This window comes from Polynucleobacter acidiphobus, assembly GCF_003065385.1.
Taxonomy (GTDB): domain Bacteria; phylum Pseudomonadota; class Gammaproteobacteria; order Burkholderiales; family Burkholderiaceae; genus Polynucleobacter; species Polynucleobacter acidiphobus.
On record NZ_CP023277.1, the window covers coordinates 1,050,954 to 1,072,886 of the forward strand.

23 protein-coding genes, 2 tRNA genes, 1 other RNA gene and 1 riboswitch are annotated in these 21,933 nt (G+C 49.7%); of the genes, 19 read left to right on the forward strand and 7 right to left on the reverse strand.

Annotated features, from left to right (window positions below; translation table 11 throughout):
* The first annotated feature begins 21 nt into the window (after positions 1–21).
* Positions 22–119: signal recognition particle sRNA small type (gene ffs, locus AOC32_RS05590), an RNA gene on the forward strand.
* Positions 120–432: 313 nt separating this feature from the next.
* Here ffs and AOC32_RS05595 read toward each other — a convergent pair.
* Positions 433–915, reverse strand: coding sequence for a TlpA family protein disulfide reductase (locus tag AOC32_RS05595; RefSeq protein ID WP_108508530.1), 483 nt, complete (start codon positions 913–915; stop codon positions 433–435).
* Between the two features lie 130 nt (positions 916–1,045).
* Here AOC32_RS05595 and AOC32_RS05600 point away from each other — a divergent pair, with 130 nt between their 5' ends.
* From AOC32_RS05600 to AOC32_RS05610, 3 genes are read left to right on the forward strand one after another with little or no spacing between them, the layout of a single operon-like run.
* Positions 1,046–2,023 carry a helix-turn-helix transcriptional regulator gene (locus tag AOC32_RS05600; RefSeq protein WP_108508531.1) on the forward strand — a complete coding sequence of 326 codons (978 nt, stop codon included), beginning with the start codon at positions 1,046–1,048 and terminating at the stop codon, positions 2,021–2,023.
* A 45-nt stretch (positions 2,024–2,068) separates the two neighbouring features.
* Entirely contained in the window at positions 2,069–2,422 is a 354-nt protein-coding gene (locus AOC32_RS05605) for a DUF6152 family protein (protein WP_108508532.1), read from the forward strand.
* Positions 2,422–2,868: a hypothetical protein gene (locus AOC32_RS05610; protein WP_159074903.1), complete on the forward strand. Its 447-nt coding sequence runs from the start codon at positions 2,422–2,424 to the stop codon at positions 2,866–2,868. Before AOC32_RS05605 ends, AOC32_RS05610 begins: the two co-directional genes overlap by 1 nt.
* A gap of 6 nt (positions 2,869–2,874) precedes the next feature.
* Here AOC32_RS05610 and AOC32_RS05615 read toward each other — a convergent pair whose 3' ends face one another.
* The 3 genes from AOC32_RS05615 to AOC32_RS05625 are packed head-to-tail and all read right to left on the reverse strand — an operon-like array spanning position 2,875 to position 8,324.
* A complete protein-coding gene (locus AOC32_RS05615) occupies positions 2,875–3,942 on the reverse strand; it encodes a Rossmann-fold NAD(P)-binding domain-containing protein (protein ID WP_108508534.1) in 1,068 nt (355 codons plus the stop codon).
* A 6-nt stretch (positions 3,943–3,948) separates the two neighbouring features.
* Complete coding sequence (gene parC / locus AOC32_RS05620) at positions 3,949–6,327, reverse strand: DNA topoisomerase IV subunit A (protein ID WP_108508535.1); 2,379 nt, start codon at positions 6,325–6,327, stop codon at positions 3,949–3,951.
* A gap of 8 nt (positions 6,328–6,335) precedes the next feature.
* Positions 6,336–8,324: a DNA topoisomerase IV subunit B gene (locus AOC32_RS05625; RefSeq protein ID WP_108508536.1), complete on the reverse strand. Its 1,989-nt coding sequence runs from the start codon at positions 8,322–8,324 to the stop codon at positions 6,336–6,338.
* Between the two features lie 59 nt (positions 8,325–8,383).
* On the opposite strand from AOC32_RS05625, the gene AOC32_RS05630 reads away from it, so the two are divergent.
* The 10 genes from AOC32_RS05630 to AOC32_RS05670 all read left to right on the forward strand — a co-directional run bounded on the left by AOC32_RS05630 (position 8,384) and on the right by AOC32_RS05670 (position 17,356).
* On the forward strand, positions 8,384–9,601 hold the full coding sequence (locus AOC32_RS05630; RefSeq protein ID WP_108508537.1) for a CaiB/BaiF CoA transferase family protein: 1,218 nt from the start codon (positions 8,384–8,386) through the stop codon (positions 9,599–9,601).
* Positions 9,598–10,821, forward strand: coding sequence for an MFS transporter (locus AOC32_RS05635; RefSeq protein ID WP_108508538.1), 1,224 nt, complete (start codon positions 9,598–9,600; stop codon positions 10,819–10,821). Before AOC32_RS05630 ends, AOC32_RS05635 begins: the two co-directional genes overlap by 4 nt.
* 39 nt (positions 10,822–10,860) lie before the next feature.
* Positions 10,861–11,019 carry a hypothetical protein gene (locus AOC32_RS09755; protein ID WP_159074904.1) on the forward strand — a complete coding sequence of 53 codons (159 nt, stop codon included), beginning with the start codon at positions 10,861–10,863 and terminating at the stop codon, positions 11,017–11,019.
* 6 nt (positions 11,020–11,025) lie between these two features.
* Positions 11,026–11,100: transfer RNA gene (locus AOC32_RS05640), tRNA-Arg, on the forward strand.
* 252 nt (positions 11,101–11,352) lie between these two features.
* Positions 11,353–12,177, forward strand: a complete 825-nt coding sequence (locus AOC32_RS05645) for an NUDIX hydrolase (protein WP_108508539.1) — start codon at positions 11,353–11,355, stop codon at positions 12,175–12,177.
* Between the two features lie 48 nt (positions 12,178–12,225).
* Positions 12,226–12,322: riboswitch (TPP riboswitch) on the forward strand.
* A 41-nt stretch (positions 12,323–12,363) separates the two neighbouring features.
* Positions 12,364–14,265 (forward strand): phosphomethylpyrimidine synthase ThiC, encoded by a 1,902-nt coding sequence (gene thiC, locus AOC32_RS05650; RefSeq protein WP_108509359.1) that lies wholly within the window; start codon positions 12,364–12,366, stop codon positions 14,263–14,265.
* Between the two features lie 8 nt (positions 14,266–14,273).
* Positions 14,274–15,389: an FAD-dependent oxidoreductase gene (locus AOC32_RS05655; protein WP_108508540.1), complete on the forward strand. Its 1,116-nt coding sequence runs from the start codon at positions 14,274–14,276 to the stop codon at positions 15,387–15,389.
* The gene (gene thiS / locus AOC32_RS05660) at positions 15,386–15,586 is read left to right on the forward strand and encodes a sulfur carrier protein ThiS (protein ID WP_325051140.1); all 201 of its coding nucleotides are present in this window, start codon (positions 15,386–15,388) and stop codon (positions 15,584–15,586) included. Before AOC32_RS05655 ends, thiS begins: the two co-directional genes overlap by 4 nt.
* A gap of 18 nt (positions 15,587–15,604) precedes the next feature.
* Positions 15,605–16,417: a thiazole synthase gene (locus AOC32_RS05665; protein WP_108508541.1), complete on the forward strand. Its 813-nt coding sequence runs from the start codon at positions 15,605–15,607 to the stop codon at positions 16,415–16,417.
* Between the two features lie 9 nt (positions 16,418–16,426).
* Entirely contained in the window at positions 16,427–17,356 is a 930-nt protein-coding gene (locus AOC32_RS05670) for a thiamine phosphate synthase (protein WP_234409706.1), read from the forward strand.
* A gap of 4 nt (positions 17,357–17,360) precedes the next feature.
* Here AOC32_RS05670 and thiD read toward each other — a convergent pair whose 3' ends face one another.
* Positions 17,361–18,236 (reverse strand): bifunctional hydroxymethylpyrimidine kinase/phosphomethylpyrimidine kinase, encoded by an 876-nt coding sequence (gene thiD / locus AOC32_RS05675; RefSeq protein WP_108508543.1) that lies wholly within the window; start codon positions 18,234–18,236, stop codon positions 17,361–17,363.
* Positions 18,237–18,279: 43 nt separating this feature from the next.
* Here thiD and AOC32_RS05680 point away from each other — a divergent pair.
* The 5 genes from AOC32_RS05680 to AOC32_RS05705 all read left to right on the forward strand — a co-directional run bounded on the left by AOC32_RS05680 (position 18,280) and on the right by AOC32_RS05705 (position 21,383).
* A tRNA-Asn gene (locus AOC32_RS05680) sits at positions 18,280–18,355 on the forward strand.
* Between the two features lie 85 nt (positions 18,356–18,440).
* Positions 18,441–19,361, forward strand: a complete 921-nt coding sequence (locus AOC32_RS05685) for a tyrosine-type recombinase/integrase (RefSeq protein WP_108508544.1) — start codon at positions 18,441–18,443, stop codon at positions 19,359–19,361.
* Complete coding sequence (locus AOC32_RS05690) at positions 19,358–19,969, forward strand: hypothetical protein (protein ID WP_159074905.1); 612 nt, start codon at positions 19,358–19,360, stop codon at positions 19,967–19,969. Before AOC32_RS05685 ends, AOC32_RS05690 begins: the two co-directional genes overlap by 4 nt.
* A gap of 346 nt (positions 19,970–20,315) precedes the next feature.
* On the forward strand, positions 20,316–20,864 hold the full coding sequence (locus AOC32_RS05700; RefSeq protein ID WP_108508547.1) for a hypothetical protein: 549 nt from the start codon (positions 20,316–20,318) through the stop codon (positions 20,862–20,864).
* 93 nt (positions 20,865–20,957) lie between these two features.
* Positions 20,958–21,383, forward strand: coding sequence for a P27 family phage terminase small subunit (locus tag AOC32_RS05705; RefSeq protein WP_108508548.1), 426 nt, complete (start codon positions 20,958–20,960; stop codon positions 21,381–21,383).
* A gap of 20 nt (positions 21,384–21,403) precedes the next feature.
* Here AOC32_RS05705 and AOC32_RS05710 read toward each other — a convergent pair whose 3' ends face one another.
* Positions 21,404–21,721, reverse strand: a complete 318-nt coding sequence (locus AOC32_RS05710) for an ArsR/SmtB family transcription factor (RefSeq protein ID WP_108508549.1) — start codon at positions 21,719–21,721, stop codon at positions 21,404–21,406.
* Between the two features lie 2 nt (positions 21,722–21,723).
* Entirely contained in the window at positions 21,724–21,906 is a 183-nt protein-coding gene (locus tag AOC32_RS05715; protein ID WP_108508550.1) for a hypothetical protein, read from the reverse strand.
* Positions 21,907–21,933 lie beyond the last annotated feature (27 nt).

Here is a 21,933-nt window from a genome sequence, read left to right on the forward strand (position 1 = left end):
AACAAGGCTACAATAAGAACGGACGGGCCTCCTCGCATGGTGGCTTGGCAACCTGGTCAGGTCGGGAACGAAGCAGCCATACCCAAATACTATCAGTGCCGAGGGTCGGGCTCGTCCTTATTTCCTGCTAATGCAAACGAATTGATCGTTTTGCTATTTGCTAAATAATCCCAGAAATACCCCGAGCAAACTTTTGAAGGTCAAATAGGCAATCGCCAAGATTGTGATTGCCATGAGCATGCGAGAGCCAAATTCAATACGGAATATTTTGGCTCGATTGTGAGTGAGTTCGATTAAAAACACCATTCTGAATACCCAACCTTTTGGATTTAATAATCACTAGATTATTAGTATGGATTTGGTTTGTGAAGAAGGTTGGGCCTAAACGTTTGTAATCACAATGGAAGTAGTACGTATGTATTACTTGATTATTTACTGCGCCTTCGCAAAGCGCTTGAGATCCGCATACTCCTCTGGGAATATTTCTCCTACTTCGCGATAGATTACTTTGTTGTTCCTATCAAGAATAATGAGGATGGGTATGCCTTTCACCTTCCCCATTGATTTTTGTAGCTCTGGGGTCATCATTGCTGCTGGGAAGCTGTACTTATTGCTTTCCATGTATTGCTTAGCAAGCAACGGGTTCTTGTCAATCGAGATCGTAATCACGTTCAGTGAATTGGGTGGCAACTCTTTAAAGAGTTTTTCTAGATAGGCATTTTGCTTCTTACAAAATGGGCACCAGGTAGCCCAAACCTGGATTAAGGTGTTCTTGGTGTTGTTGGCCGGTATGGCATACGGTGTGCTATTCAGTGTTTGCAGTTGCCCTAACTCAATGGTTTGACCAACCGTCAGTGCTAGAGCCATACCCGGCAGTAGCATGAGGCACACAATCAGGAGTTTGAAGATTCTCATACCCCAATGCTAACTGAAGTACTTGGGATCAGGGGCTAGTTTTGAACCTCATTGACTTGCCTTGGGCTGGCTCATATAGTGAGCCTTTTATGGCCCATGCTGTTACCTATTTTGTTAGGAGAGATTGCTCATGAGCGATATGGAGCGCTTGCACAAGATTAAGTACATGATCCAGAGTCGGGGCTGCGTGCCGATTGAGGATTTCTTAAGCGGCTTAGAAATCTCTCGCGCAACCTTCAAACGCGATCTTGACTACCTTCGAGATCGTATGAACGCACCAATTATCTACGACCGCGCCATGGGCGGCTATCGCTTTGATAAGCCCAACGCTGGAGATAAGTTTGAGTTACCCGGCCTGTGGTTTTCTGAAAAAGAGGCGACTGCCCTCGTTCTCATGCAACATCTCTTATCCAATCTGGACACGAATGGCTTATTGAGTCCGCACATTGCCCCACTCATGAACATCATCGATGGAATTTTGGGTCAGTCTGAGATCTCTGCTAAAGAGTTGCGCAAACGTATTAAGGTGTTTGGTATGTCAGCCCGTAAGAATGTGCTCGAGAACTTTGAAGAGGTCGGCATCTCACTCTTAAAGCGCCAGCGCTTACATCTGTCCTATTACTCCAAGGGTAAGGATGAATCAACCGAGCGTGATGTATCACCGCAGCGCTTAATTTTCTATCGGGACAACTGGTACCTCGATGCGTATTGCCATCTACGTAAAGGCCTGCGAAGTTTTGCAATGGATGGGATTCAATCAGCACGAGTTCTCGATGAAAAGGCGCTTGAGGTTCCTGAGAAAGAATTACAAGAGAACTTTGCTGAGAGTTATGGCATCTTCTCTGGCAAAGCTACACAACGCGCCAAATTACGCTTTACCCCTGAGAAAGCCCGATGGGTTGCTGCAGAGACCTGGCATGGCCAGCAAGTAAGTAGCTTCGATAAAGAAGGTAATTACTTCCTTGAGTTTGATTACAACCAAGATCCGGAACTCATCATGGAGATCATGAAGCATGGGGATAGTGTTGAGGTATTGGCACCTGCCAGTTTACGTAAACGTGTTGCCGAGGAACTTCTAAAGGCCGCCAAGCGCTATCAATCATTGTGATGCGCGCCATCTCACCATACAATGAATTATCCGAACGAGGTGAATATGATCACAGTCATTAAACGAATCATTCTGAGCTGCTTATTATTAAATCTTGGTCTTGCCCATGCCCATCACGGCTGGTCTGAATACGACCAGACCAAGACCGTTAAGCTTACTGGCACGATTACCCAAAGCGGCTATGAACATCCACATGGAGTTATTAAGTTAAATGCCGATGGTAAGTCGTGGACCATCGTGCTGGCTCCACCCTTTCGGATGGAAAACCGGGGCTTGAGCAAGAGTGATATTGCTAACGGTTCACAAGTCACGGTTGAGGGCTATATCAATCGCAGCCAACCCGATGAGCTGCGTGCCGAGCGCATCACTGCTGGCTCTAAAACGGTTGAACTGCGTTAATGAGTAGTCCCATCATGGCCTTAGAGGGCTTATGGCTAGCCCAGGCCATGAAGTACTCGACTTGGCTCTACCCTACGGTTGAGACCATGCACATCTGGGGGATTGGCATGCTCTTTGGAAGTGTGGTCATCATGGATTTACGAGTCTTGGGATTTGGCAGCAAACTCAGCATGTCGGATCTATCTCGTTTGGGGATCTTAGCGGCATTCGTCGGGTTTGGCCTAGCGGTTCTCACTGGATCGCTCCTGTTTATTACTCAAGCCTCTGAGCTCATTGGTTCACGCTTATTTATTCTGAAGATGTGCCTTATCTTCTTGTTACTCGCCAATGCCATGATTCTGCGCATGCGCACAGTAACCAATGGCATCAGTAAATTACAAGCCCTTCTCTCACTCGCCGGTTGGGCGAGTGTCATTGGGATGGGGCGTTGGTTGGCTTATATCTAAAGCTTGCTAGGTCGAGAGCTTCTGACGATTGGCCTCTAGGCGGCGATCCACCAGCGCTACCTGAGCATCAATTGCCGGATGACTCATGCCCTTTGATCTAGCAATGAGTTGCACCAACTTATCAGCGCGCTCAATATAAGGGGCACCATTCTGCAAAGCACGCGCTGCAGATGCAGGCCTTGAGAGTGACTGGGCTGCAGCGGCATACTTCTCAAAGGGGACCAAGTCAGCTGGGTTGGAACCTAATTTGATACACAAATCGACCACAAAGTTATATACCGATTTGGATTCATCAAGGTTGGCGTGAACAGCATCCTGAGTATTGCGCATGCCGTCGGCAGTCACGCAACGGTAATTACCTGCTAACAACATCGCCCACTTCGCTAAGGGCACAAATAAAGAATCATGTACCTTCAATTTCACGGGTAGTTCAATGGGTCCCTCTGGAGTTACAAAGCGGGCATTGGCTACATCAGTTTCCAGCTGGCGCAAGACTTGGTTATATGCATCATTGTTAAAGGTGGCGCATTTGAAGTTCGTTGGCAAGGTCACCTGCAGAACATTGGCTGGTTCGCCTGGTGGGCGAATCGCCTGAGGATCAGGGCTATTTAATGTAACGTTGTTTGGATCAAAGGTATCCCACACGCGTGCGTCGGTATAAGCAGCCTCTAGCGCCTGGTAATCCAACCCAGGAATACGCTTCATGTACGGCAATGGCGGCATGTTCATAATCGACATGCACGGTATTCCTGATTGACCGATCGCTGCCATGAGCTCACGCACACCGGGTGAGCGATATTGAGGCTCTTGCATGCATAGCCCTACCAAATCATATTGGCTCACGTCGACCGACTCTGCAGGTCCAGCACTTACCGAGCCTGGTAATTGTTGTGAGTTGAGCAGAACTGGCTCAGCACGCCCTCGAATGGGTAAGCGAACCTTAAATCCTTCCGCATTGATGAGTTTTGCCTCTTCGGGCAAACACACCAAGTGAATGTGATGACCACCATAGAGTAATTTAGATGCTAAGAGAGAGCCATAAGAGGCTCCTAGTAATAAGATTTTGTAAGGCATAGTTTCTTAGTTAAGAATTGCTTTTAGTCGTGCTTCTTTGAGTCGCGGATCCACTAAATGACCTTTACGGGCACGGTTACCAGCAAAGCCCTTCAATGTTTTAGCGTCAAGCAGTGTATCAGTGGGTTTACCAGCGCGTCCTGACCCGCTGTAACTTATCCCTGCTGAGCCAAAGGTAATTGCGCAACGCAAATGCTCTTTAGCATCCAGTCCCATCAAGATCACACCTTTACCACCGGTGGGTAGACGTTTGAGCTCATCGAGCGGGAATACCAAGAGTCGACCGTTCTCCGATAAGCAAGCAACCTGGCGCATCCCCTCACTCACCTTCGCAGCACCCAGTGGTGCATCACCAGGGGTTTTCTTATCCAGACCCACAAAGGATTTACCTGCTTTATTACGAGTGATCATGTCAGCAACATTGGCCAAGAACCCATTACCACCTTTGGTGGAGATTAGGACCAGATCATCGGCGTGACCTGCATAGTAAGCAACCATTTGCGAGCCTGGTGCAAGATTGACGTAACTTGTGAGGGGTGAGCCGTCGCCTCGCGCACCGGGTAACTCACTCACGGCAACTGTATAGACTCGACCATCACTACCAAAGCCAAGCATTTGATCAACGGTGCGGCACTCAAAAGTATCGTAGAGCGCATCACCCGCTTTGAATGTGAACTGTTGAGGATCATGCTCATGACCCTGACGGACTCGCACCCATCCCTTTTGGGATACGATCACGGTCACTGGCTCATCAATCACCTTCACCTCGGCCACTGCACGCTCGTCTTCTTTCATGAGGGTACGACGCGCATCACCAAACTCTTTAGCATCACTCTCAATCTCTTTGATGATGTGCTTGCGCAATGCCGACTCGTTACTGAGTAGCTCATCGAGCTCCGCCTTTTGCCCTTTGAGCTCTTTGAGCTCCTGCTCAATCTTGATCCCCTCTAGGCGTGCTAACTGGCGCAAACGAATCTCTAAGATGTCTTCGGCTTGACGCTCGGTGAGCTTAAACGCCTTCATCAGATCGGGCTTTGGCTCATCACTGTTCCGTATTAATTGAATAACCTTATCAATGTTCAGAAAGACGATCTTGCGCCCTTCCAAGATATGCATCCGGTCTTTGACCTTCCCCAAGCGGTGCTGGGTACGTCGAGTGACGGTCTCGACTCGGAACTCAATCCATTCAGTGAGGATTTCTTTTAATCCTTTTTGACGGGGTCGGCCGTCATTGCCGATCATGACCAAATTAATCGAAGCATTTGACTCGAGTGAGGTATGTGCAAGGAGCAAGGTGATGAACTCACTCGGCTCCACATTCTTGCTCTTAGGCTCGAATACCAAACGTACCGGGGACTCACGACTCGACTCATCGCGCACACCATCTAAGACATTCAGAATGGTTTGCTTGAGATTATTTTGCTCGGTCGTGAGCGACTTCTTGCCCAGTTTCACCTTGGGGTTGGTGAGCTCCTCGATCTCTTGCAAGACTCGCTGTGCTGAGGTCGCGGGTGGTAACTCATTGACCACCACCTGCCATTGCCCGCGTGCGAGCTCTTCAATCGTCCAGCGCGCCCGTACCTTGACCGAGCCACGCCCACCCTCATAGATTTGGGCGATCTCACTGGCTGGCGAGATGATTTGCCCACCCCCCGGAAAATCCGGGCCTGGGATGTGTTTGAGTAAATCGTCCAAACTGGTTTTGGGGGACTTCATGAGCGCTACCGCAGCGCTTGCCACCTCCCGCAAGTTATGCGATGGGATCTCGGTCGCCATACCCACGGCAATGCCCGAGGCGCCATTGAGCAAGACAAATGGCAGACGTGCTGGGAGTAGTTTTGGTTCTTTAAAGGAGCCGTCGTAGTTGGGCACAAAATCGATCGTGCCCTCATCAATCTCAGAGAGCAGCAGGCTCGCAATCTTGGTTAAGCGTGCTTCGGTATAGCGCATCGCCGCAGCCCCATCACCATCGCGTGAGCCAAAGTTACCTTGACCATCAATTAATGGGTAACGTAAGGAGAAATCCTGTGCCAAGCGCACCAAGGCATCGTAGGCCGATTGATCACCGTGCGGATGGAACTTACCTAAGACATCACCAACCACGCGCGCACTTTTGACAGGCTTCGCATCGGCACGCAAGCCCATCTCGTTCATGGCAAACAGAATGCGGCGCTGCACGGGCTTTTGGCCATCAGCAACTTCGGGCAATGCACGCCCCTTAACCACACTGATGGCGTAATCAAGGTACGCGCGCTCAGCGTAGACGCCTAAGGATAAGAACTCCTCAGGATTGGTATTAGCCTTAGGCCGCTCTTGCGTAAAGAGATCCCCCTGCTCAGGAATTGCTTTCTTATTGTTAGTCGATGCGGGTTTCTTAGTCGCCATGCTGTGTCCTAAATGTCGGCTTCTACTTCGTTGCCGCGCTCTTCTAACCAATCACGGCGCGCACCAGATTCTGCCTTGCCCATCAGCATATCCATGGTCTTAATGGTCTCGCTCTCACTCATCTCGCCCAAGGTGACTGGTAGGAGACGTCGGGTATCTGGATTCAGGGTGGTATCCCACAATTGCTCCGCACTCATCTCACCCAAGCCCTTAAAGCGCGAGATCTGCCATGCGCCCTCACGCACGCCATCTTTGCGAAGCTTATCCTCAATGGCAATCAGTTCGCCCTCATCGAGTGCGTAGATCTTCTGTGCAGGTTTCTTGCCTCGTGCAGGTGCATCAACGCGATACAGTGGTGGTCGCGCAATATAGACATGACCGTTCTCCACCAAGCGTGGGAAATGTTTATAAAAAAGTGTGAGTAACAGCACCTGAATATGCGAGCCATCCACATCGGCATCGGACAGTATGCAAATCTTGCCGTAGCGTAGGTTCCCTAAGTTGGGCTCATCATTAGGCCCGTGGGGATCAACCCCAATCGCTACTGCAATATCGTGTACTTCATTATTGGCAAAGAGCCGATCGCGCTCGGTCTCCCAAGTATTAAGTACCTTCCCTCGCAAGGGCAGAATCGCTTGGTACTCTTTGTTACGCCCCATCTTCGCTGAACCACCAGCGGAGTCACCCTCCACCAAAAAGATCTCATTTAAGAGAATGTCTTCACTCTCACAGTCGGTGAGCTTGCCAGGTAGCACTGCCACACCCGAGGATTTTTTCTTTTCCACCTTTTGCCCAGCGCGGGTGCGCGCTTGTGCTTGCTTAATCACGAGCTCTGCAAGTGCTTTGCCGTAATCCACGTGCTGATTGAGCCAGAGCTCAAGAGCGGACTTCACAAATCCAGAGACCAAGCGCACCGCATCGCGGGAGTTCAGGCGCTCTTTAATCTGCCCCTGAAATTGAGGATCCAATACCTTGGCAGACAAAATGAACGAAGCCCGAGCAAAGACGTCTTCGGGCATGAGCTTCACACCCTTAGGTTGCAAGGCGTGGATCTCAACAAAACTTTTAACCGCATTAAAGAGTCCTTCGCGCAAACCGCTCTCATGGGTTCCACCGGCTGGGGTTGGAATGAGGTTCACGTAACTCTCACGCACCGGTGCACCGTCTTCGGTCCAACTCACCACCCAAGCGGCGCCCTCACCTTCGGCAAAGGCTTCCTCATCGCCTGTTCCACTGGCGTAATGCTCGCCCTCAAACGCAGGAATCACTGGGGCGCTATGGCCGCCTTGTGCCAAGGCCTCATCAAGATAGCCTTTCAATCCTTGGGTATAGAGCCACGATTGGCTTTGACCGTTTTTCTCATGCACGAGCGTGACCTTGACACCCGGTAAAAGCACTGCCTTGGAGCGCAACAGGCGCTCAAGATCAGCCATGGGAATGGTGGCGCTATCAAAGTACTTCGGGTTAGGCCAGACACGCACTTTAGTACCATGTGCTTTATCGCCCTTGCTGGCCGCTTTGGATTTAAGTTTCTCGATTACATCACCATCAGCAAAGGTGATGTTGGAAACCTGTTGCTCACGCCATACCGTCACCTCGAGACGTTTAGCGAGCGCGTTCGTGACCGACACACCAACCCCATGTAAGCCGCCAGAGAATGCATACGCACCTCCACTGCCCTTTTCAAACTTACCACCGGCATGCAATTGGGTGAACACGATTTCAACGACGGGTTTTTTCTCTTGGGGGTGCATGCCCACGGGAATACCGCGACCATCATCTTCCACACTCACACTGCCATCGGTGTGTAAGGTCACCACTACTTCTTTACCGTAACCACCGAGTGCTTCGTCAGAGGCGTTATCCAAGACCTCCTGAATGATATGCAGGGGATTATCGGTACGGGTGTACATGCCCGGGCGCTGACGCACCGGCTCTAAGCCTTTTAAGACCTTGATGGAGGATTCGCTGTATTGGGATGGTTTACGGGTTGCCATGCGCAGAAATTGTAGTCATATCCCAAAGGCGGGTGACAAAAGCGTGGGAGAATAAGCCCATGGGAGCCTTAAGTCATATTCGAGTACTAGATCTTAGCCGGGTATTAGCCGGTCCGTGGTGTGCTCAGAACTTAGCTGATTTGGGTGCGCAAGTGATTAAAGTGGAGCGCCCGGGCGCAGGTGACGATACCCGTCATTGGGGCCCTCCCTTTGCTAAAGACTCGAATGGTCAAGACACCACCGAGTCGGCGTATTACATCTCGATTAATCGTAATAAGAAATCCATCACGCTCGATATCAGCACCCCCGAGGGTCAAGCGATTGTGCGCGATCTGGTCAAGACTTCCGATGTGGTGATCGAGAACTACAAGGTGGGTCAGCTAGCGAAGTACGGTCTTGACTATCAATCCTTATGTGCGATCAAGCCCAATCTCATTTATTGCTCGATCACCGGCTTTGGTCAAACCGGTCCTTATCAACATCGCCCTGGCTATGACTTCATCTTGCAAGGCATGGGTGGCTTTATGAGCATTACCGGTGAAGCGGATCATTTGCCGGGTGGTGGCCCTCAAAAGGCTGGGGTTGCGATCGTGGATTTATTCACAGGCATGTATGCCAGCTCAGCGATTCTTGCGGCGGTGATCCATCGCGATCACAGCGGTGAAGGTCAATACATTGATATGGCTCTCCTCGATACTCAAGTAGCAATGCTTGCCAATATCTCCAGTAATTATTTATGCAGCGGGGTCTCACCGCATCGCTGGGGTAATGCTCACCCCAATGTGGTGCCCTATCAAACCTTTCAGACCTCAGACAGTTGGATCATTGTGGCAGTCGGTAACGATAGTCAGTTCCGCAACTTCGTGAAAGTTGGTAACCGCGAGGCTCTTGCTGACGATCCGCGCTTTGCTACAAACCCAGCGCGCATTGAGCACCGCGCTGCACTAATCCCACTCTTAGCCGAGATGGTGAAAGAAAAGACCAAGGCACAATGGATTACTCTTTTGGAAGCAGCTGGGGTACCTTGTGGGCCCATTAATAATTTACTAGAAGTGTTTGAGAACGAGCAAGTGATCTCTCGTGGCATTGAGATGCGCGTGCCTCACCCAACTGCGGGCACCATGAAATTGGTCGCTAGCCCCATGCGTCTTTCTAAAACCCCGGTGGAGGTGCGCATGCCTCCCCCGCTGTTAGGACAACACACCGATGAGGTCTTGCACGAACTGGGTATGAGTGCCGCACAAATTAATGAACTGCATCAGAGAGGTATCGTATGACCCAGCGCGCACCCAGCCTATCGATGCTTCAAGTGCTGATCTTTGGCAGCCTAATGGTCACCCTCTCCATGGGGATTCGTCATGGCTTTGGTTTATTTAATATGCCCATCACCTCCGCCAACGGTTGGGGCCGTGAGACCTTCGCATTAGCAATTGCGCTCCAGAACCTCATTTGGGGATTTGCTCAACCCGTTGCCGGCGCACTGGCCGATCGCTATGGTCCGTTCAAGATCATGATCCTGGGTGGATTCCTCTATGCCGTAGGTTTGATTGGGATGGCACTCACCAATGATCCATTGTTATTCCATGTGGCGGGCGGCTTATCGATTGGTATTGGTCTAGCAGCGACAACCTACAGCGTGGTGTACGGCATTATTGGTCGCAATGTATCGCCCCAGAAACGCGTCTGGGCAATGGGGGTTACTGCAGCGGCGGGTTCTTTTGGTCAGTTTCTGATGATGCCGCTTGAGCAAGGCTTAATTACCAACTTTGGCGCCAACGAAGCGCTCATTTATTTAGGGCTCATGGCCTCACTCATGATCCCGATTGCATTTTTCTTACGCGAGAGTGGTTTTGCGCCCAATCAAGCCGGTGATCAAACCATTCGCCAGGCCCTGAACGAAGCCATTGGTAATCGCAACTTTCGTTTCTTGATGATGGGTTACTTTGTGTGCGGCTTTCAGGTGATCTTTATTTCGGTTCACCTCGCGCCCTATCTCAAGGATATGTCGGCGATCTATCCGGGCATCAACGGTGCGACGGTTGCCACCACTGCCTTGGCCTTAATTGGATTATTTAATGTAATTGGTACCTACTACGCAGGCGTCTTAGGTGCGCGCTTTCCTAAACGGTTTTTACTCTCGGGTATTTACTTCACACGCTCCCTAGCGATTGCTCTCTTTTTATTGTTGCCCCTCTCATCGATGAGCACCTATGTGTTTGCTGCTGTGATGGGGGTGCTATGGCTCTCGACCATTCCGCTGACAAACGCGATCGTTGCTCAGATCTTTGGGGTCAAATACCTCACTATGCTCTCAGGGGTGGTGTTCTTCTCGCATCAATTGGGGAGCTTCTGTGGTGCCTACTTTGGTGGCTATTTATATGATCTCACCGGCTCCTATCAGATCGTATGGGGCATTGCCATGGCCCTGGGGGTCTTTGCCGGTCTGATTAATTTACCAATCCGTGAAGAGCCCCTGCAGCGCACGGCAAGCGCCTAGGGCATAGCGATCACCACCTGCTTTCGGTAGAATGCATTCATGAGCCAATCCGCATCAATGACTTCAACTCTGACCAGAAAGAAGATCGCTCTCTATGCAGTTGTTGTGATCCTTCTGCTGCTGGTCTTTGCGCTCTACTTCATCCCTGAGGTCGTGATTGGTTTAGCTGAGCAAGCATGGGCCCTGTGTGGCTGGTAATCCACTCCCGCTGTAGCACAATGGATAGTGCAATCGCCTCCTAAGCGATAGATCCAGGTTCGACTCCTGGCAGGGGGACCAAATTCATCGGGTATTTATTTTTGAATTAGGAAAACTACTAATCTTGTTTGATGTGAATGTGTCATTCATTTGTTACGCTTTTTCATTCGTGCACAGTCCATTGCCGATGAAGTTATCCACAGTGCATGTGGACAATACGGCAAAATGATTTGTAAGTGCTGATTTTTAAACGAGTGAGCTAGCATGCTCAATAATTGAGCATTCATCGTGTGGCTTTATTGCTTAGTAAATAAGTTGGCTTACACTTGACTCATGGCAATAATCCCTGTAAGCACGCTCGCCGCTCTCGAAGAAATGTTGCAAAACGCGAGTTGCCATTTGCCCCACGCGTGCTTACCGATTCTGTTGGGTGATCGCACCATCGGTCATCTCGTCCCTGAATTTACCCCCTTCGTGATCGAGAGTTTGCAAGACGACCCAATTACCCATCTGAATGTCAGCGCACGTGGTTTGTCATTGGCGCTTGTGCCGCCAGCTCATCTCAGTGCCAGTTTGCGTGTCTTGGCAATGCGCATGCGTAAGGCTGGATTCATCCCAGCATGGCGCAATGAAGAATTTGCATTCTATGGCGCTGATGGCCATGAGTATTTTCGGGTTGAGCGCGCGGCATTTCGAAGTTTTGGGGTGCAAAGTCAAGCAGCGCACATCAATGGCGTTGCTGCCAATGGCCAACTCTGGGTAGGGCGACGCAGCGAGAGTAAGCAAATTGATCCCGGCAAACTTGATAATCTCGCCGCTGGCGGCATTAGTGCCTCCGAGACCGTGGTGCATTGCGCCATTCGGGAGCTCTGGGAAGAAGCGGGCATTCCCGAGCCGATCGCCAGCACCATTACTCCCGCAGGCAAGCTACTCATTTGTCGCCCTCACCCACCCCATGGCATTCATCACGAGAGCCTCTTTATCTTTGATCTCGAGCTCCCCAATCACCTCATCCCTGTGAACCACGATGGCGAGGTTAGTGGCTTTATCCAACTGGATCTTGCAGAAGCCGCCGCCCGCATCCTGGCTGATGAGTTCACGACCGATGCAGCCTTGGTAACCGCCGACTTGATATTGCGCCGCAACCGCATGGCTTGATCCGGCTCAAGGATGCACTTGGGGGAATCGTGGTTAAATAGGGTCACAAGGATGAAACAGGGGTGCCCCCACTGCGGTGGTGCTGAGAAAGACCCTCGAACCCGATCCAGGTAATGCTGGCGTGGGGAGTTCCATCAAACCGGTACCCGGTTTCGTCCACTCTATGAATATTGCGAGGAGATGGACATGAGCGTTAGCACCGAGAATCAAAAGAAGGCCAAACCAGAGATCCCCAGTCTGAAGAGTTTGGAGCGTGACTTTGGGCAAAAGTTTGCCTATCCGGCTTCCACCAAAACCTATTTGCAAGGATCACGTCCCGACGTAAAGGCACCGATTCGGGTGATTGAGCAGTTACCGACTAAAACCGGTGAGACCGAGACCGCCAATCCGCCGATTCCGGTCTATGACACCTCAGGTCCCTACAGCGATCCCGACATCGTCATCAATTTAGAAAAGGGGCTGCCTAAATTACGCAGCCAATGGATTGCTGAGCGCGGTGATACCGAGCAACTCGCTGGCCCCTCCTCCGAATACGGTGTGGCCCGCGCCCACGATCCAGCCACAGCGCATTTGCGCTTCTCACACATTGCCGCACCTCGAGTTGCCAAGTCGGGTGCGAACGTGAGTCAAATGCATTACGCCCGCAAAGGCATCATCACCCCTGAAATGGAATACGTCGCTCTGCGCGAGTCCATGGGTCTCGAGAAACTCCGCCAAGATCCACGCTATCAACAGATCCTCAAGCAGCATCCTGGCAAATCCTTTGGTGCCAATATCCCCGATGTGATTACTCCCGAGTTTGTACGTTCGGAGATTGCGGCAGGCCGTGCCATCATCCCTGCAAATATTAATCACCCAGAGCTCGAGCCCATGATCATTGGCCGTAACTTCCGCGTCAAGATCAATGGCAATTTGGGTAACTCCGCCGTGACCTCCTCCATTAATGAAGAGGTCGAGAAAATGGTCTGGGCAATCCGCTGGGGTGCCGACACCATTATGGATCTCTCCACTGGTAAGCATATTCATGAAACGCGTGAGTGGATTATTCGGAACTCGCCAGTCCCAATTGGTACGGTACCCATTTATCAAGCCCTCGATAAGACCGGCGGCATTGCCGAAGACCTTACTTGGGAAATGTTCCGGGACACCTTAGTTGAGCAAGCCGAGCAAGGCGTGGATTACTTCACGATCCATGCGGGCGTATTGTTGCGTTATGTGCCACTCACTGCCGATCGCATTACCGGCATCGTCTCACGCGGTGGCTCGATCATGGCCAAGTGGTGCTTAGCGCATCACAAAGAGAACTTCCTCTACACCCACTTTGATGAGATCTGCGAGATCATGAAAGCCTACGACGTGTCATTTAGTCTTGGCGACGGTTTGCGTCCTGGTTGCATTGCAGACTCTAATGACGCCGCTCAGTTTGGTGAGTTGCATACCTTAGGTGAACTTACCGCTAAGGCATGGAAGCACGATGTACAAGTGATGATTGAGGGTCCCGGTCACGTTCCAATGCAACGCATTGAAGAGAACATGACCGAAGAGCTCAAGCATTGCTTAGAAGCCCCCTTCTATACCCTAGGACCCTTGATCACCGATATTGCTCCTGGCTACGATCACATCACCAGTGGTGTCGGTGCAGCGCAGATTGGTTGGTACGGCACCGCAATGTTGTGCTACGTCACCCCCAAAGAGCATTTGGGACTCCCTGATAAAGAGGATGTACGCGAGGGCATCATCACGTATAAGATTGCTGCCCATGGTGCCGATCTTGCGAAGGGCTTTCCGGGTGCTCAGCTACGCGATAACGCACTCTCCAAAGCACGCTTTGAGTTCCGCTGGGAAGACCAGTTCAATCTTGGTCTAGATCCCGAGCGTGCGCGTGAGTACCACGATGCCACCTTACCTGCTGAGGGCGCAAAGATTGCACACTTCTGTTCGATGTGTGGTCCGAAGTTCTGCTCCATGAAGATCACCCAAGACGTGCGCGATTACGCTGCGAGCCTCAAACAGGGTGTCGATCCTGCTAAGGGCATGGAAGAGAAATCGATCGAGTTCCGCAAACGCGGTAGCGAGATCTATCAGTAGGTCTTGCAATGAGTATGTCCTACGCCATCGTCGGTGCTGGCCTCATGGGTCGGATGATGGCGTATGCCCTCACCAAATCAGGCGCACGGGTTGAGTTATTTGAGCGCAGTGGTCCGGATGCGGAGCACTCCGCAGCACGGGTAGCTGCCTCGATGCTAGCCCCTCTTGCCGAATCAGCCATTACCGAAGCACCGGTGGTGCGTATGGGTCTCTATGGGCTTGATCGTTGGAAGCAGCTCATTACGGAGTTGAACGCGCAAGTTTCTCAACAGACCTACTTTCAACAAGAAGGCACCCTCGTTCTGTGGCATCGTCTTGATGCACCCGAGGCACAGCGCTTTGCTGAGCACCTTGAGCGCAATGTCCGTATGAACCCAGCGCTAGCCACACCCTGGCATCTTGATAGCAAGGCACTCACCGAGCTTGAGCCTGCCGTAGCGGAACGCTTTACCCAAGGTCTCTTCTTACCCCGCGAGGGCCAACTCGATAATCGTCAACTCTTAACTGGCTTACTTGAGTTCTTAACGAAAGCGCAGGTACTCATGCATTGGCATCAGGCGATGGAGCCCCATGAGCTGCATGGCCGTGGCTTTGATTGGGTGATTGACTGCCGTGGCTTAGGGGCCAAAGCCAGTTGGGCCGATACCCGCAATCCCCTGCGTGGGGTTCGGGGGGAAGTGATTCGGGTGCATGCCCCTGAGGTTAAGCTCAAGCGCCCTACGCGTTTAATCCATCCCCGCTATCCCATCTACATTGCGCCCAAAGAGGATGATCTCTATGTAATTGGCGCTACCGAGATCGAGTCCGATGATCTCTCGCCCGTGAGCGTGCGCTCTTCCATGGAGTTGCTCTCAGCCGCCTACTCGGTGCACTCGGGTTTTGCCGAGGGACGTATTGTAGAAGCGGCTACGCAATGCCGTCCAACGCTTAAAAATAATTTGCCGGAGATTTGCATACCTGAACCTGGACTCATGCAAATTAATGGGCTCTATCGCCACGGCTATTTAATTGCACCAGCAATGATGGATGCGGCACTACAAGTCCTTCGTGGTGAGACCCAAACACTTGCCAAGCGCTTTGATTTGCAGATCCAGCAGGCTAGCTTGAGTGGGTCTCTCGTATGATGCGTGTACTTGTCAATCAACAGGTTCGTGAGCTTGCTCCTGCGAGTAAGGTGAGTGATCTCTTAACAGTGCTCGATGCCAAACCACCTTATGCCGTGGCAGTTAATTTGCAGTTCGTTCCCAAATCACAACATGCGGAGTATGTTTTGCATGAGAACGACTCCGTTGAAATTATTTCACCGGTGACCGGTGGTTAAACTATCCATATTCAACTCATGACCGCTCCTTTACCGACCCACCTCAACGATCCCCTGATTCTGTATGGCGAGTCGTTTGCGAGTCGCTTACTTTTGGGTACCTCACGCTATCCCTCGCCTCAGGTGTTGGAGACCGCCGTGCAACGTGCACGCCCCGCCATGATTACAGCGAGCTTGCGCCGTCAAGGTTCGGCTGCAACCGAAGCGCACAGTGGCTTTTGGGAGCTTCTGAAGAAAATGGCGGTTCCTGTATTACCCAATACTGCTGGCTGCCATAGCCCACAAGAGGTGATTACCACTGCGCAGATGGCGCGTGAAGTATTTGAGACCAACTGGATCAAGTTAGAACTGATTGGAGATGACTACACCCTACAGCCCGATACCTTGCGTCTGGTGCAAACCGCCGAGCATCTCATCAAAGATGGCTTTAAGGTTCTGCCCTATTGCACCGAGGATCTCATTTTGTGTCAGCGCTTGGTCGATGTTGGCTGCCAAGCAGTGATGCCCTGGGCCGCACCGATTGGTACCGGTCAAGGGCCACTCAATCCCTACGCCATGCGCTTACTGCGTGAGCGTTTGTCGGTTCCCTTGCTGGTGGATGCTGGCTTAGGCCTTCCGTCGCACGCCTGCACCGTGATGGAATGGGGCTTTGATGGTGTGCTCCTCAACACCGCAGTGGCACTCGCTCAGGATCCTGTTGCGATGGCTTCTGCGTTCGCAGGAGCGGTTCATGCCGGTCGTCAAGCGTTTTTATCGGGAGCGATGCAACCCCAAGCTTCAGCACAAGCCAGCACCCCATTGGTAGGCACTCCGTTTTGGCATCACGAATAGGAATATAGCGTGAGTCATATTCGGGAGATGGCGAAGCAAATTGTGGCGGCACATTGCCGCGATGATTTGTGTCTACCTTTGCCAAGCTTTAGTCCTGATCAACCACCGCCCACCATTAAGACCGAGACCAGCCAAGATCAATACGAACTCGCTGGTACGATTGCCGCAATTGAGATGGGCTTCATTGAAAGTGATGCACGGGTTTTAGGGAAAGCCTGGTCGCGCATGATCAAAGACGTAGGTGACTTTAATCCCAAGCTCTGGCCCTCACGCCCAGAGTATTTTGAGATGTTGCCCTACTCGCGCAATATGAATGCCAAAGCATTCAAAGAGTGCCCAAAGCGTTTGGGTCTTTATGGGGTGTTCCCTGATGCCGATTGGATTAAGCGCATGGTTGACGCTGAACTACCCACAGCGCAATTACGCTTTAAGTCCGATGATGTAAAAAGCATTCGCACACAGATTCGTGAAGCGGTTGCGGCGGTTAAAGGTAGCAAGACCCTTTTGTTTATCAATGACCATTGGGAAGAAGCGATTGCGGCCGGCGCCTATGGGGTGCACTTGGGTCAGGAAGATTTGGTGAGCGCTAATTTAGATGCGATTCGGGAGGCAGGTCTACGTTTGGGGTTGAGTACCCATGGCTACGCTGAGTTAGTCATTGCGGATCGCTATTGCCCGAGCTACATTGCCATGGGTGCAGTGTTCCCCACCAATCTAAAGAAGATGCCCACCGCACCTCAAGGCTTAGGTCGCTTATACGCTTATACCAAGCTGATGCAGCACTACTCACTCGTTGCCATTGGTGGCATTGATGAGGGCAGTGTTCATGCGGTGGCACAAAGTGGTGTCGGCTCGGTCGCAGTCGTGCGTGCGATTGTGGCCAGCGATGATCCCAAAGCGGCGGTCAAGCGTTTGCAAGAGCTCATGAAAACCAACTAAGCAGCTATTGTTGGTCAGGTAATTGGGTGGGATAGAAGTCGTGCATATGCCAAAGCGGCCCAGGACCTTTACCAATATCGAGACGCTGCCCTGCTTCAATCGCTGCACTCACAAATGAGATTGCTTTAGCTACCGAGTGACTGAGATCATGCTTGTCAGCTAAGTAGGTTGCAATGGCACTTGAGAGCGAGCAGCCTGTGCCATGTGTGTTCACCGTGGGTATGCGTGGATGCTTAAACTCTTTATGAAACACCACTGGCACATCGTCTTTGCGATCATGCCAGATTAAATAGTCCGCCAACTCATTTGGCTCACCTTCCAGGTGTCCACCTTTGATCAGGACCGCGCGTGGGCCAAGGGCTAAAAGTTGTTCAGCAGCCGCCCTAAATTGATCAACCGCCACAATTGGACGTCCCAATAAGATTGAGGCTTCATGAAGATTGGGTGTGATGATCGTAGCAAGGGGAAAAAGCTCGGTCACCATGGTGCGGGCTGTGTCATCACCACCCAAACTGGCTCCTGAGGTAGCTCGCAAGACCGGATCCAACACAATTCTACGAATACCGTGTTTCTTGAGTGCAGCAGCCACTGTTTTTACAATCGCAGGACTCGCCAGCATGCCGATCTTGACCACATCCACGCCGATATCAGTAACCACAGCATCAATTTGTGCCTCAATCACATCAAGGTCAATATCTTGGATGCGGGTTACGCCCATCGTGTTCTGCGCAGTAATTGCCGTAATGGCGGTCATCCCAAAGCCACCTAAGGCAGTGATCACCTTCAGATCCGCCTGAATACCTGCACCACCACCACTATCCGATCCCGCAATGCTTAATACCTTGGGGATCAGGATGGGGTTCGGTTTGGAGAGTTTCATGAAAATGATGTCCTTGGAATCTATTCGTTATAATAGCGACTATTCCCTGATAGCTCAGTCGGTAGAGCGACGGACTGTTAATCCGCAGGTCCCTGGTTCGAGTCCAGGTCGGGGAGCCAAGCCTTAAGAATTAAGTGTTGCGCGAGCAAAAAGTAGCTTCGGGAAATCCGCAGCGTTTTTGAACACTAATTTGAAGGGCTCGCTATGTTACTCAACGACGCTATTTATGCGTATCAAAAGAATTATCAGGGCAAAGATCGGTCAACGACCGCACGCCTTAAGTTTTGGTCTGAACAGCTCGGCCACCACGACGTTAAAACCCTAACCTCACTGGATATTGACGATGCCATCGGCATCTTAATGCAGCGCCCCGCCCAGACCTGTTTGCGTAAAAAGATCGGGAAAAATGAAGTGGGCGAGGATGTTTACGAGATCCGTTACCGCGATTTGGACCGCCCAAAATCTGAAGCAACCCTAAATCGATACATAGCAAGCCTGGGTTCGGTCTTTCGCTTCATTAAGAAAAACCGTATGATTCGCGGCTTTGTGAGCCCCATTAGTGGCGTGGAAAAGTTCAAAGAATCGCAAGGTAAGCTTGAATTCTTAACCGAACCCGAAATTGAAATCCTTATTGCCAGCGCCCGGAGTGCGCGCTGGAAAAAACTAGCTTGTTTAATTCGCCTGGCCTTTGTCACGGGAGTGCGCTCGGGCGCCCTCAAGGCGATGCGCTGGAAGCACGTGAATTGGGAATTGCGAACGATCACCTTTCCGATTACAAAGAATGGCGAACCTCACACCGCGCCCTTAAATGATGCGTGCATTGAAGAATTGCGGCGCATTTATTCGGACCTCAGCCGTCCCGATGACCTGGTTTTTTGCGGTAAATTTAGAAATAAATCCCATGATTTCAAATCCGGTTACACCACTTTGATCCAAAAACACTTCCCTGGAAGGGCTTTGACGTTTCATAGCCTGCGGCACAGCTGCTGTTCACACCTGGCAAAAATGGGGGTACCGTTACCTGTAATTGCCTCGTGGATGTCCCACAAAAGCTTACGGATGGTGAGTCGTTATGCACATATCAGCACGGCCGATCGGGAACACTATTTAGGGAGTGCATTTTGAAAAAAAGTAAAACAGTTAAATCAAACTACCCATTCATGGAGCCTACAAATTTTGAACCAGGTTACCTCAAACAACTCGGCGAAAGAATCTTGGCAAAGGAGGATACTTTTTTCGTATTAGGAATTAGCGGCATTCCACCTGAAAAGCTATCAAAAACAAGGCTTATTGAGGAGCATAAGGTACTTACAGCTTTAGTAATCAGTACATTAAAAGACAAAACACCAAAGCCGATAACAAAATTTTCAAAAAAAGGATTTCTATCGGACTTGGGTATTAAAGATCTTTCTCCTAAAGTATTGATTCGCCTGGCAGTACTTCGATTAAACAACATACCTGATTATCCACCGATAAGACCTCCTGAAAATATCGGTTTTGAAAAAAACTTTGAGCTCCCCGATCTTCGATCACACAAATTTCTTGCAAATTCACCGTTAAAAATAATATCTCGACCATCGAAAGATGGGGCGCCGTTCATGAAGGAATTAAAACGGCATATGGTTAATGTAATCGAGGATCATCTTGGGAAACCGCTTTCAGAGGTGGATAGGATGATGATTCTTGATATGGATAGAAGACGAATTCAACAATTATTGGAAGATCTAAACTAAAAAATTAAGGAGCGCGTTTAGAGAGTGCGCTAGGCAAAGCATTTAAAGGCCGCTAAATTAATTTCAGTTGCTCGCACAGCACTTAACCTGAAACAAATTTAGAGGATTTATATGTCAAATAATTCGCAGCCTGTCCCGTTCCGCCAATGGTATCAATCGCATTTGAGTGCAGATTTAAAATGGCTCCTTCCAACAATTTCATCCCTTGCGTACCTATTACGCAAGAAAAAGAGCGTCCTTTTAGAGCTTAAATTAATTGAGGTCATTCCAAGCAGAGGATATTTTATTTATCCGGACAAATTTACCCAAGATGCGATAAAGCCATTATTTTTAACAGGGGCCGCGAATGAGTGAATATCAAAGAAGACGAGCACCTGCATTCCAGGAATACGCTGCCGACATGCTTGCCAATGCTCAGTTCCGGATGATGACCCTAGAAGAAAAGGGGTTACTAACAATTCTCAGATATGAATGCTGGGTAAACGATCGTGTTCCAGCTCAATATAGTGACCTTGGTCTATACCTGGGAGTTGATTCAGAGAAAATTTCCACGCACCTTACTGCTAAGGTCTTAACGTTTTTTAAAGCAGAAAATGAATTTTTAGTATGTCCTGAATTAGATTCCTATCGGGCTAAATTAATGGAAAGAACTAAAAAGCTTGCTGAAGCAGGATCTGCAGGTGGAAAGAAAACACAAAAAATAAAGGCAAATCAAGCCTGCCCTGAAGCCTCGCTTAAGCCTGTGAGTAGAGACGAAATAAATAAAGATGAAAAAAAATTAAACGATATTAAGCCTTTAAATGAAGGTGTTACTAATCAATTATCAGATCCATGGATTGATGAATATAATGCCACTCCCCATGCAACAAACCTTTATATAAATACAACACGATGAAATTGAAATAAAACTTAAAAATTCGATGGTTGATATAAAGCAGGTTCCAAAGCAAATTTTCCACACACAACATTTTGAAAACAGGGGTATTCAATGAATTTAAACTTATCAAATAAACCAAAAATTGTGAGGCCTATACCGTTAGCTAATTGGATTGCCGATCCAAACACATGGGATAAATATACTTTTATCAACGAAGTTTCTGAATTCATGTGGGAGGCATATGAAAATACAACAGAACAAGATCAACATGCCCTGGCAATGCTTGCCGAAGTTCTAGAAACATTTGTAATGTGCTGCAAAGATATTGGAAAGAATGGTTTGGTTGTAACGCACCATAATGGCGTGACTGGTAAAAATCATCACGTTGAAATTAGGGATAAGACAATATCTAGAGCAGTATTACTAATGAACGAATTGGGATTAACGCCCAAAGGCAGATTTCCAATGAAACCAAGTCCCTCGCCGCAATTTCAGAGATTTATACAGGGACCTAAAGGGCAAGGCTTAAAGGCATAGATTTCTGGACTTTAATTTAATTAATTTTTATAGATCTCGCATAGGCTACTCACGATCTTGATGGCGTTTTCGTCTGCGATCCGGTAGATCATCTTGGTACCATCGCGACGTTTATCAATTATTCCGAGTTCTCGTAACGTCGCCAATTGCTGGGATACTAAGGTTTGGCGAACGCCCACGATCTGAATTAATTCACTTACAGTACGTGGCTGTGTGCACAGCTCACAAACCATTCTTAGACGCAGTGGTGTTGACAATGCCTTAAGCACTGCCGCGATCTCTTCCACCAACTCATCGGTGATGGTATTTTCAACTTCAAGAACTGCTGACTTTGGCACGATTAATCCTCTAACTCAAAATAAGTATGTTCTTTACGGTATTGGCAATTGGCATCGTGGTTACTAACCTTGCCATTAATGTCCGTCGTGAGTCGTTTGCAATACTGGCAACGGTACTCATAGAGTTTGCCATCTACTTTTTCTTGTGGATAGTCGATATAGAGCGTTTCTGGATAAAAACTCATAATCTTCTCCTTCTATACAATGGAATT

What these genes read in the sequence shown, in the direction of transcription:
- AOC32_RS05630 (WP_108508537.1), top strand. Translation starts at nt 8,384, where the DNA reads ATGGGAGCCTTAAGTCATATTCGAGTACTAGATCTTAGCCGGGTATTA.
- AOC32_RS05605 (WP_108508532.1), top strand. Translation starts at nt 2,069, where the DNA reads ATGATCACAGTCATTAAACGAATCATTCTGAGCTGCTTATTATTAAAT.
- AOC32_RS05645 (WP_108508539.1), top strand. Translation starts at nt 11,353, where the DNA reads ATGGCAATAATCCCTGTAAGCACGCTCGCCGCTCTCGAAGAAATGTTG.
- AOC32_RS09755 (WP_159074904.1), top strand. Translation starts at nt 10,861, where the DNA reads ATGAGCCAATCCGCATCAATGACTTCAACTCTGACCAGAAAGAAGATC.
- thiD (WP_108508543.1), bottom strand. Translation starts at nt 18,236, where the DNA reads ATGAAACTCTCCAAACCGAACCCCATCCTGATCCCCAAGGTATTAAGC.
- AOC32_RS05715 (WP_108508550.1), bottom strand. Translation starts at nt 21,906, where the DNA reads ATGAGTTTTTATCCAGAAACGCTCTATATCGACTATCCACAAGAAAAA.
- AOC32_RS05705 (WP_108508548.1), top strand. Translation starts at nt 20,958, where the DNA reads ATGAATTTAAACTTATCAAATAAACCAAAAATTGTGAGGCCTATACCG.
- AOC32_RS05625 (WP_108508536.1), bottom strand. Translation starts at nt 8,324, where the DNA reads ATGGCAACCCGTAAACCATCCCAATACAGCGAATCCTCCATCAAGGTC.
- AOC32_RS05635 (WP_108508538.1), top strand. Translation starts at nt 9,598, where the DNA reads ATGACCCAGCGCGCACCCAGCCTATCGATGCTTCAAGTGCTGATCTTT.
- thiC (WP_108509359.1), top strand. Translation starts at nt 12,364, where the DNA reads ATGAGCGTTAGCACCGAGAATCAAAAGAAGGCCAAACCAGAGATCCCC.
- AOC32_RS05685 (WP_108508544.1), top strand. Translation starts at nt 18,441, where the DNA reads ATGTTACTCAACGACGCTATTTATGCGTATCAAAAGAATTATCAGGGC.
- AOC32_RS05615 (WP_108508534.1), bottom strand. Translation starts at nt 3,942, where the DNA reads ATGCCTTACAAAATCTTATTACTAGGAGCCTCTTATGGCTCTCTCTTA.
- thiS (WP_325051140.1), top strand. Translation starts at nt 15,386, where the DNA reads ATGATGCGTGTACTTGTCAATCAACAGGTTCGTGAGCTTGCTCCTGCG.
- AOC32_RS05655 (WP_108508540.1), top strand. Translation starts at nt 14,274, where the DNA reads ATGAGTATGTCCTACGCCATCGTCGGTGCTGGCCTCATGGGTCGGATG.
- AOC32_RS05595 (WP_108508530.1), bottom strand. Translation starts at nt 915, where the DNA reads ATGAGAATCTTCAAACTCCTGATTGTGTGCCTCATGCTACTGCCGGGT.
- AOC32_RS05700 (WP_108508547.1), top strand. Translation starts at nt 20,316, where the DNA reads ATGAGTGAATATCAAAGAAGACGAGCACCTGCATTCCAGGAATACGCT.
- AOC32_RS05610 (WP_159074903.1), top strand. Translation starts at nt 2,422, where the DNA reads ATGAGTAGTCCCATCATGGCCTTAGAGGGCTTATGGCTAGCCCAGGCC.
- AOC32_RS05600 (WP_108508531.1), top strand. Translation starts at nt 1,046, where the DNA reads ATGAGCGATATGGAGCGCTTGCACAAGATTAAGTACATGATCCAGAGT.
- AOC32_RS05665 (WP_108508541.1), top strand. Translation starts at nt 15,605, where the DNA reads ATGACCGCTCCTTTACCGACCCACCTCAACGATCCCCTGATTCTGTAT.
- parC (WP_108508535.1), bottom strand. Translation starts at nt 6,327, where the DNA reads ATGGCGACTAAGAAACCCGCATCGACTAACAATAAGAAAGCAATTCCT.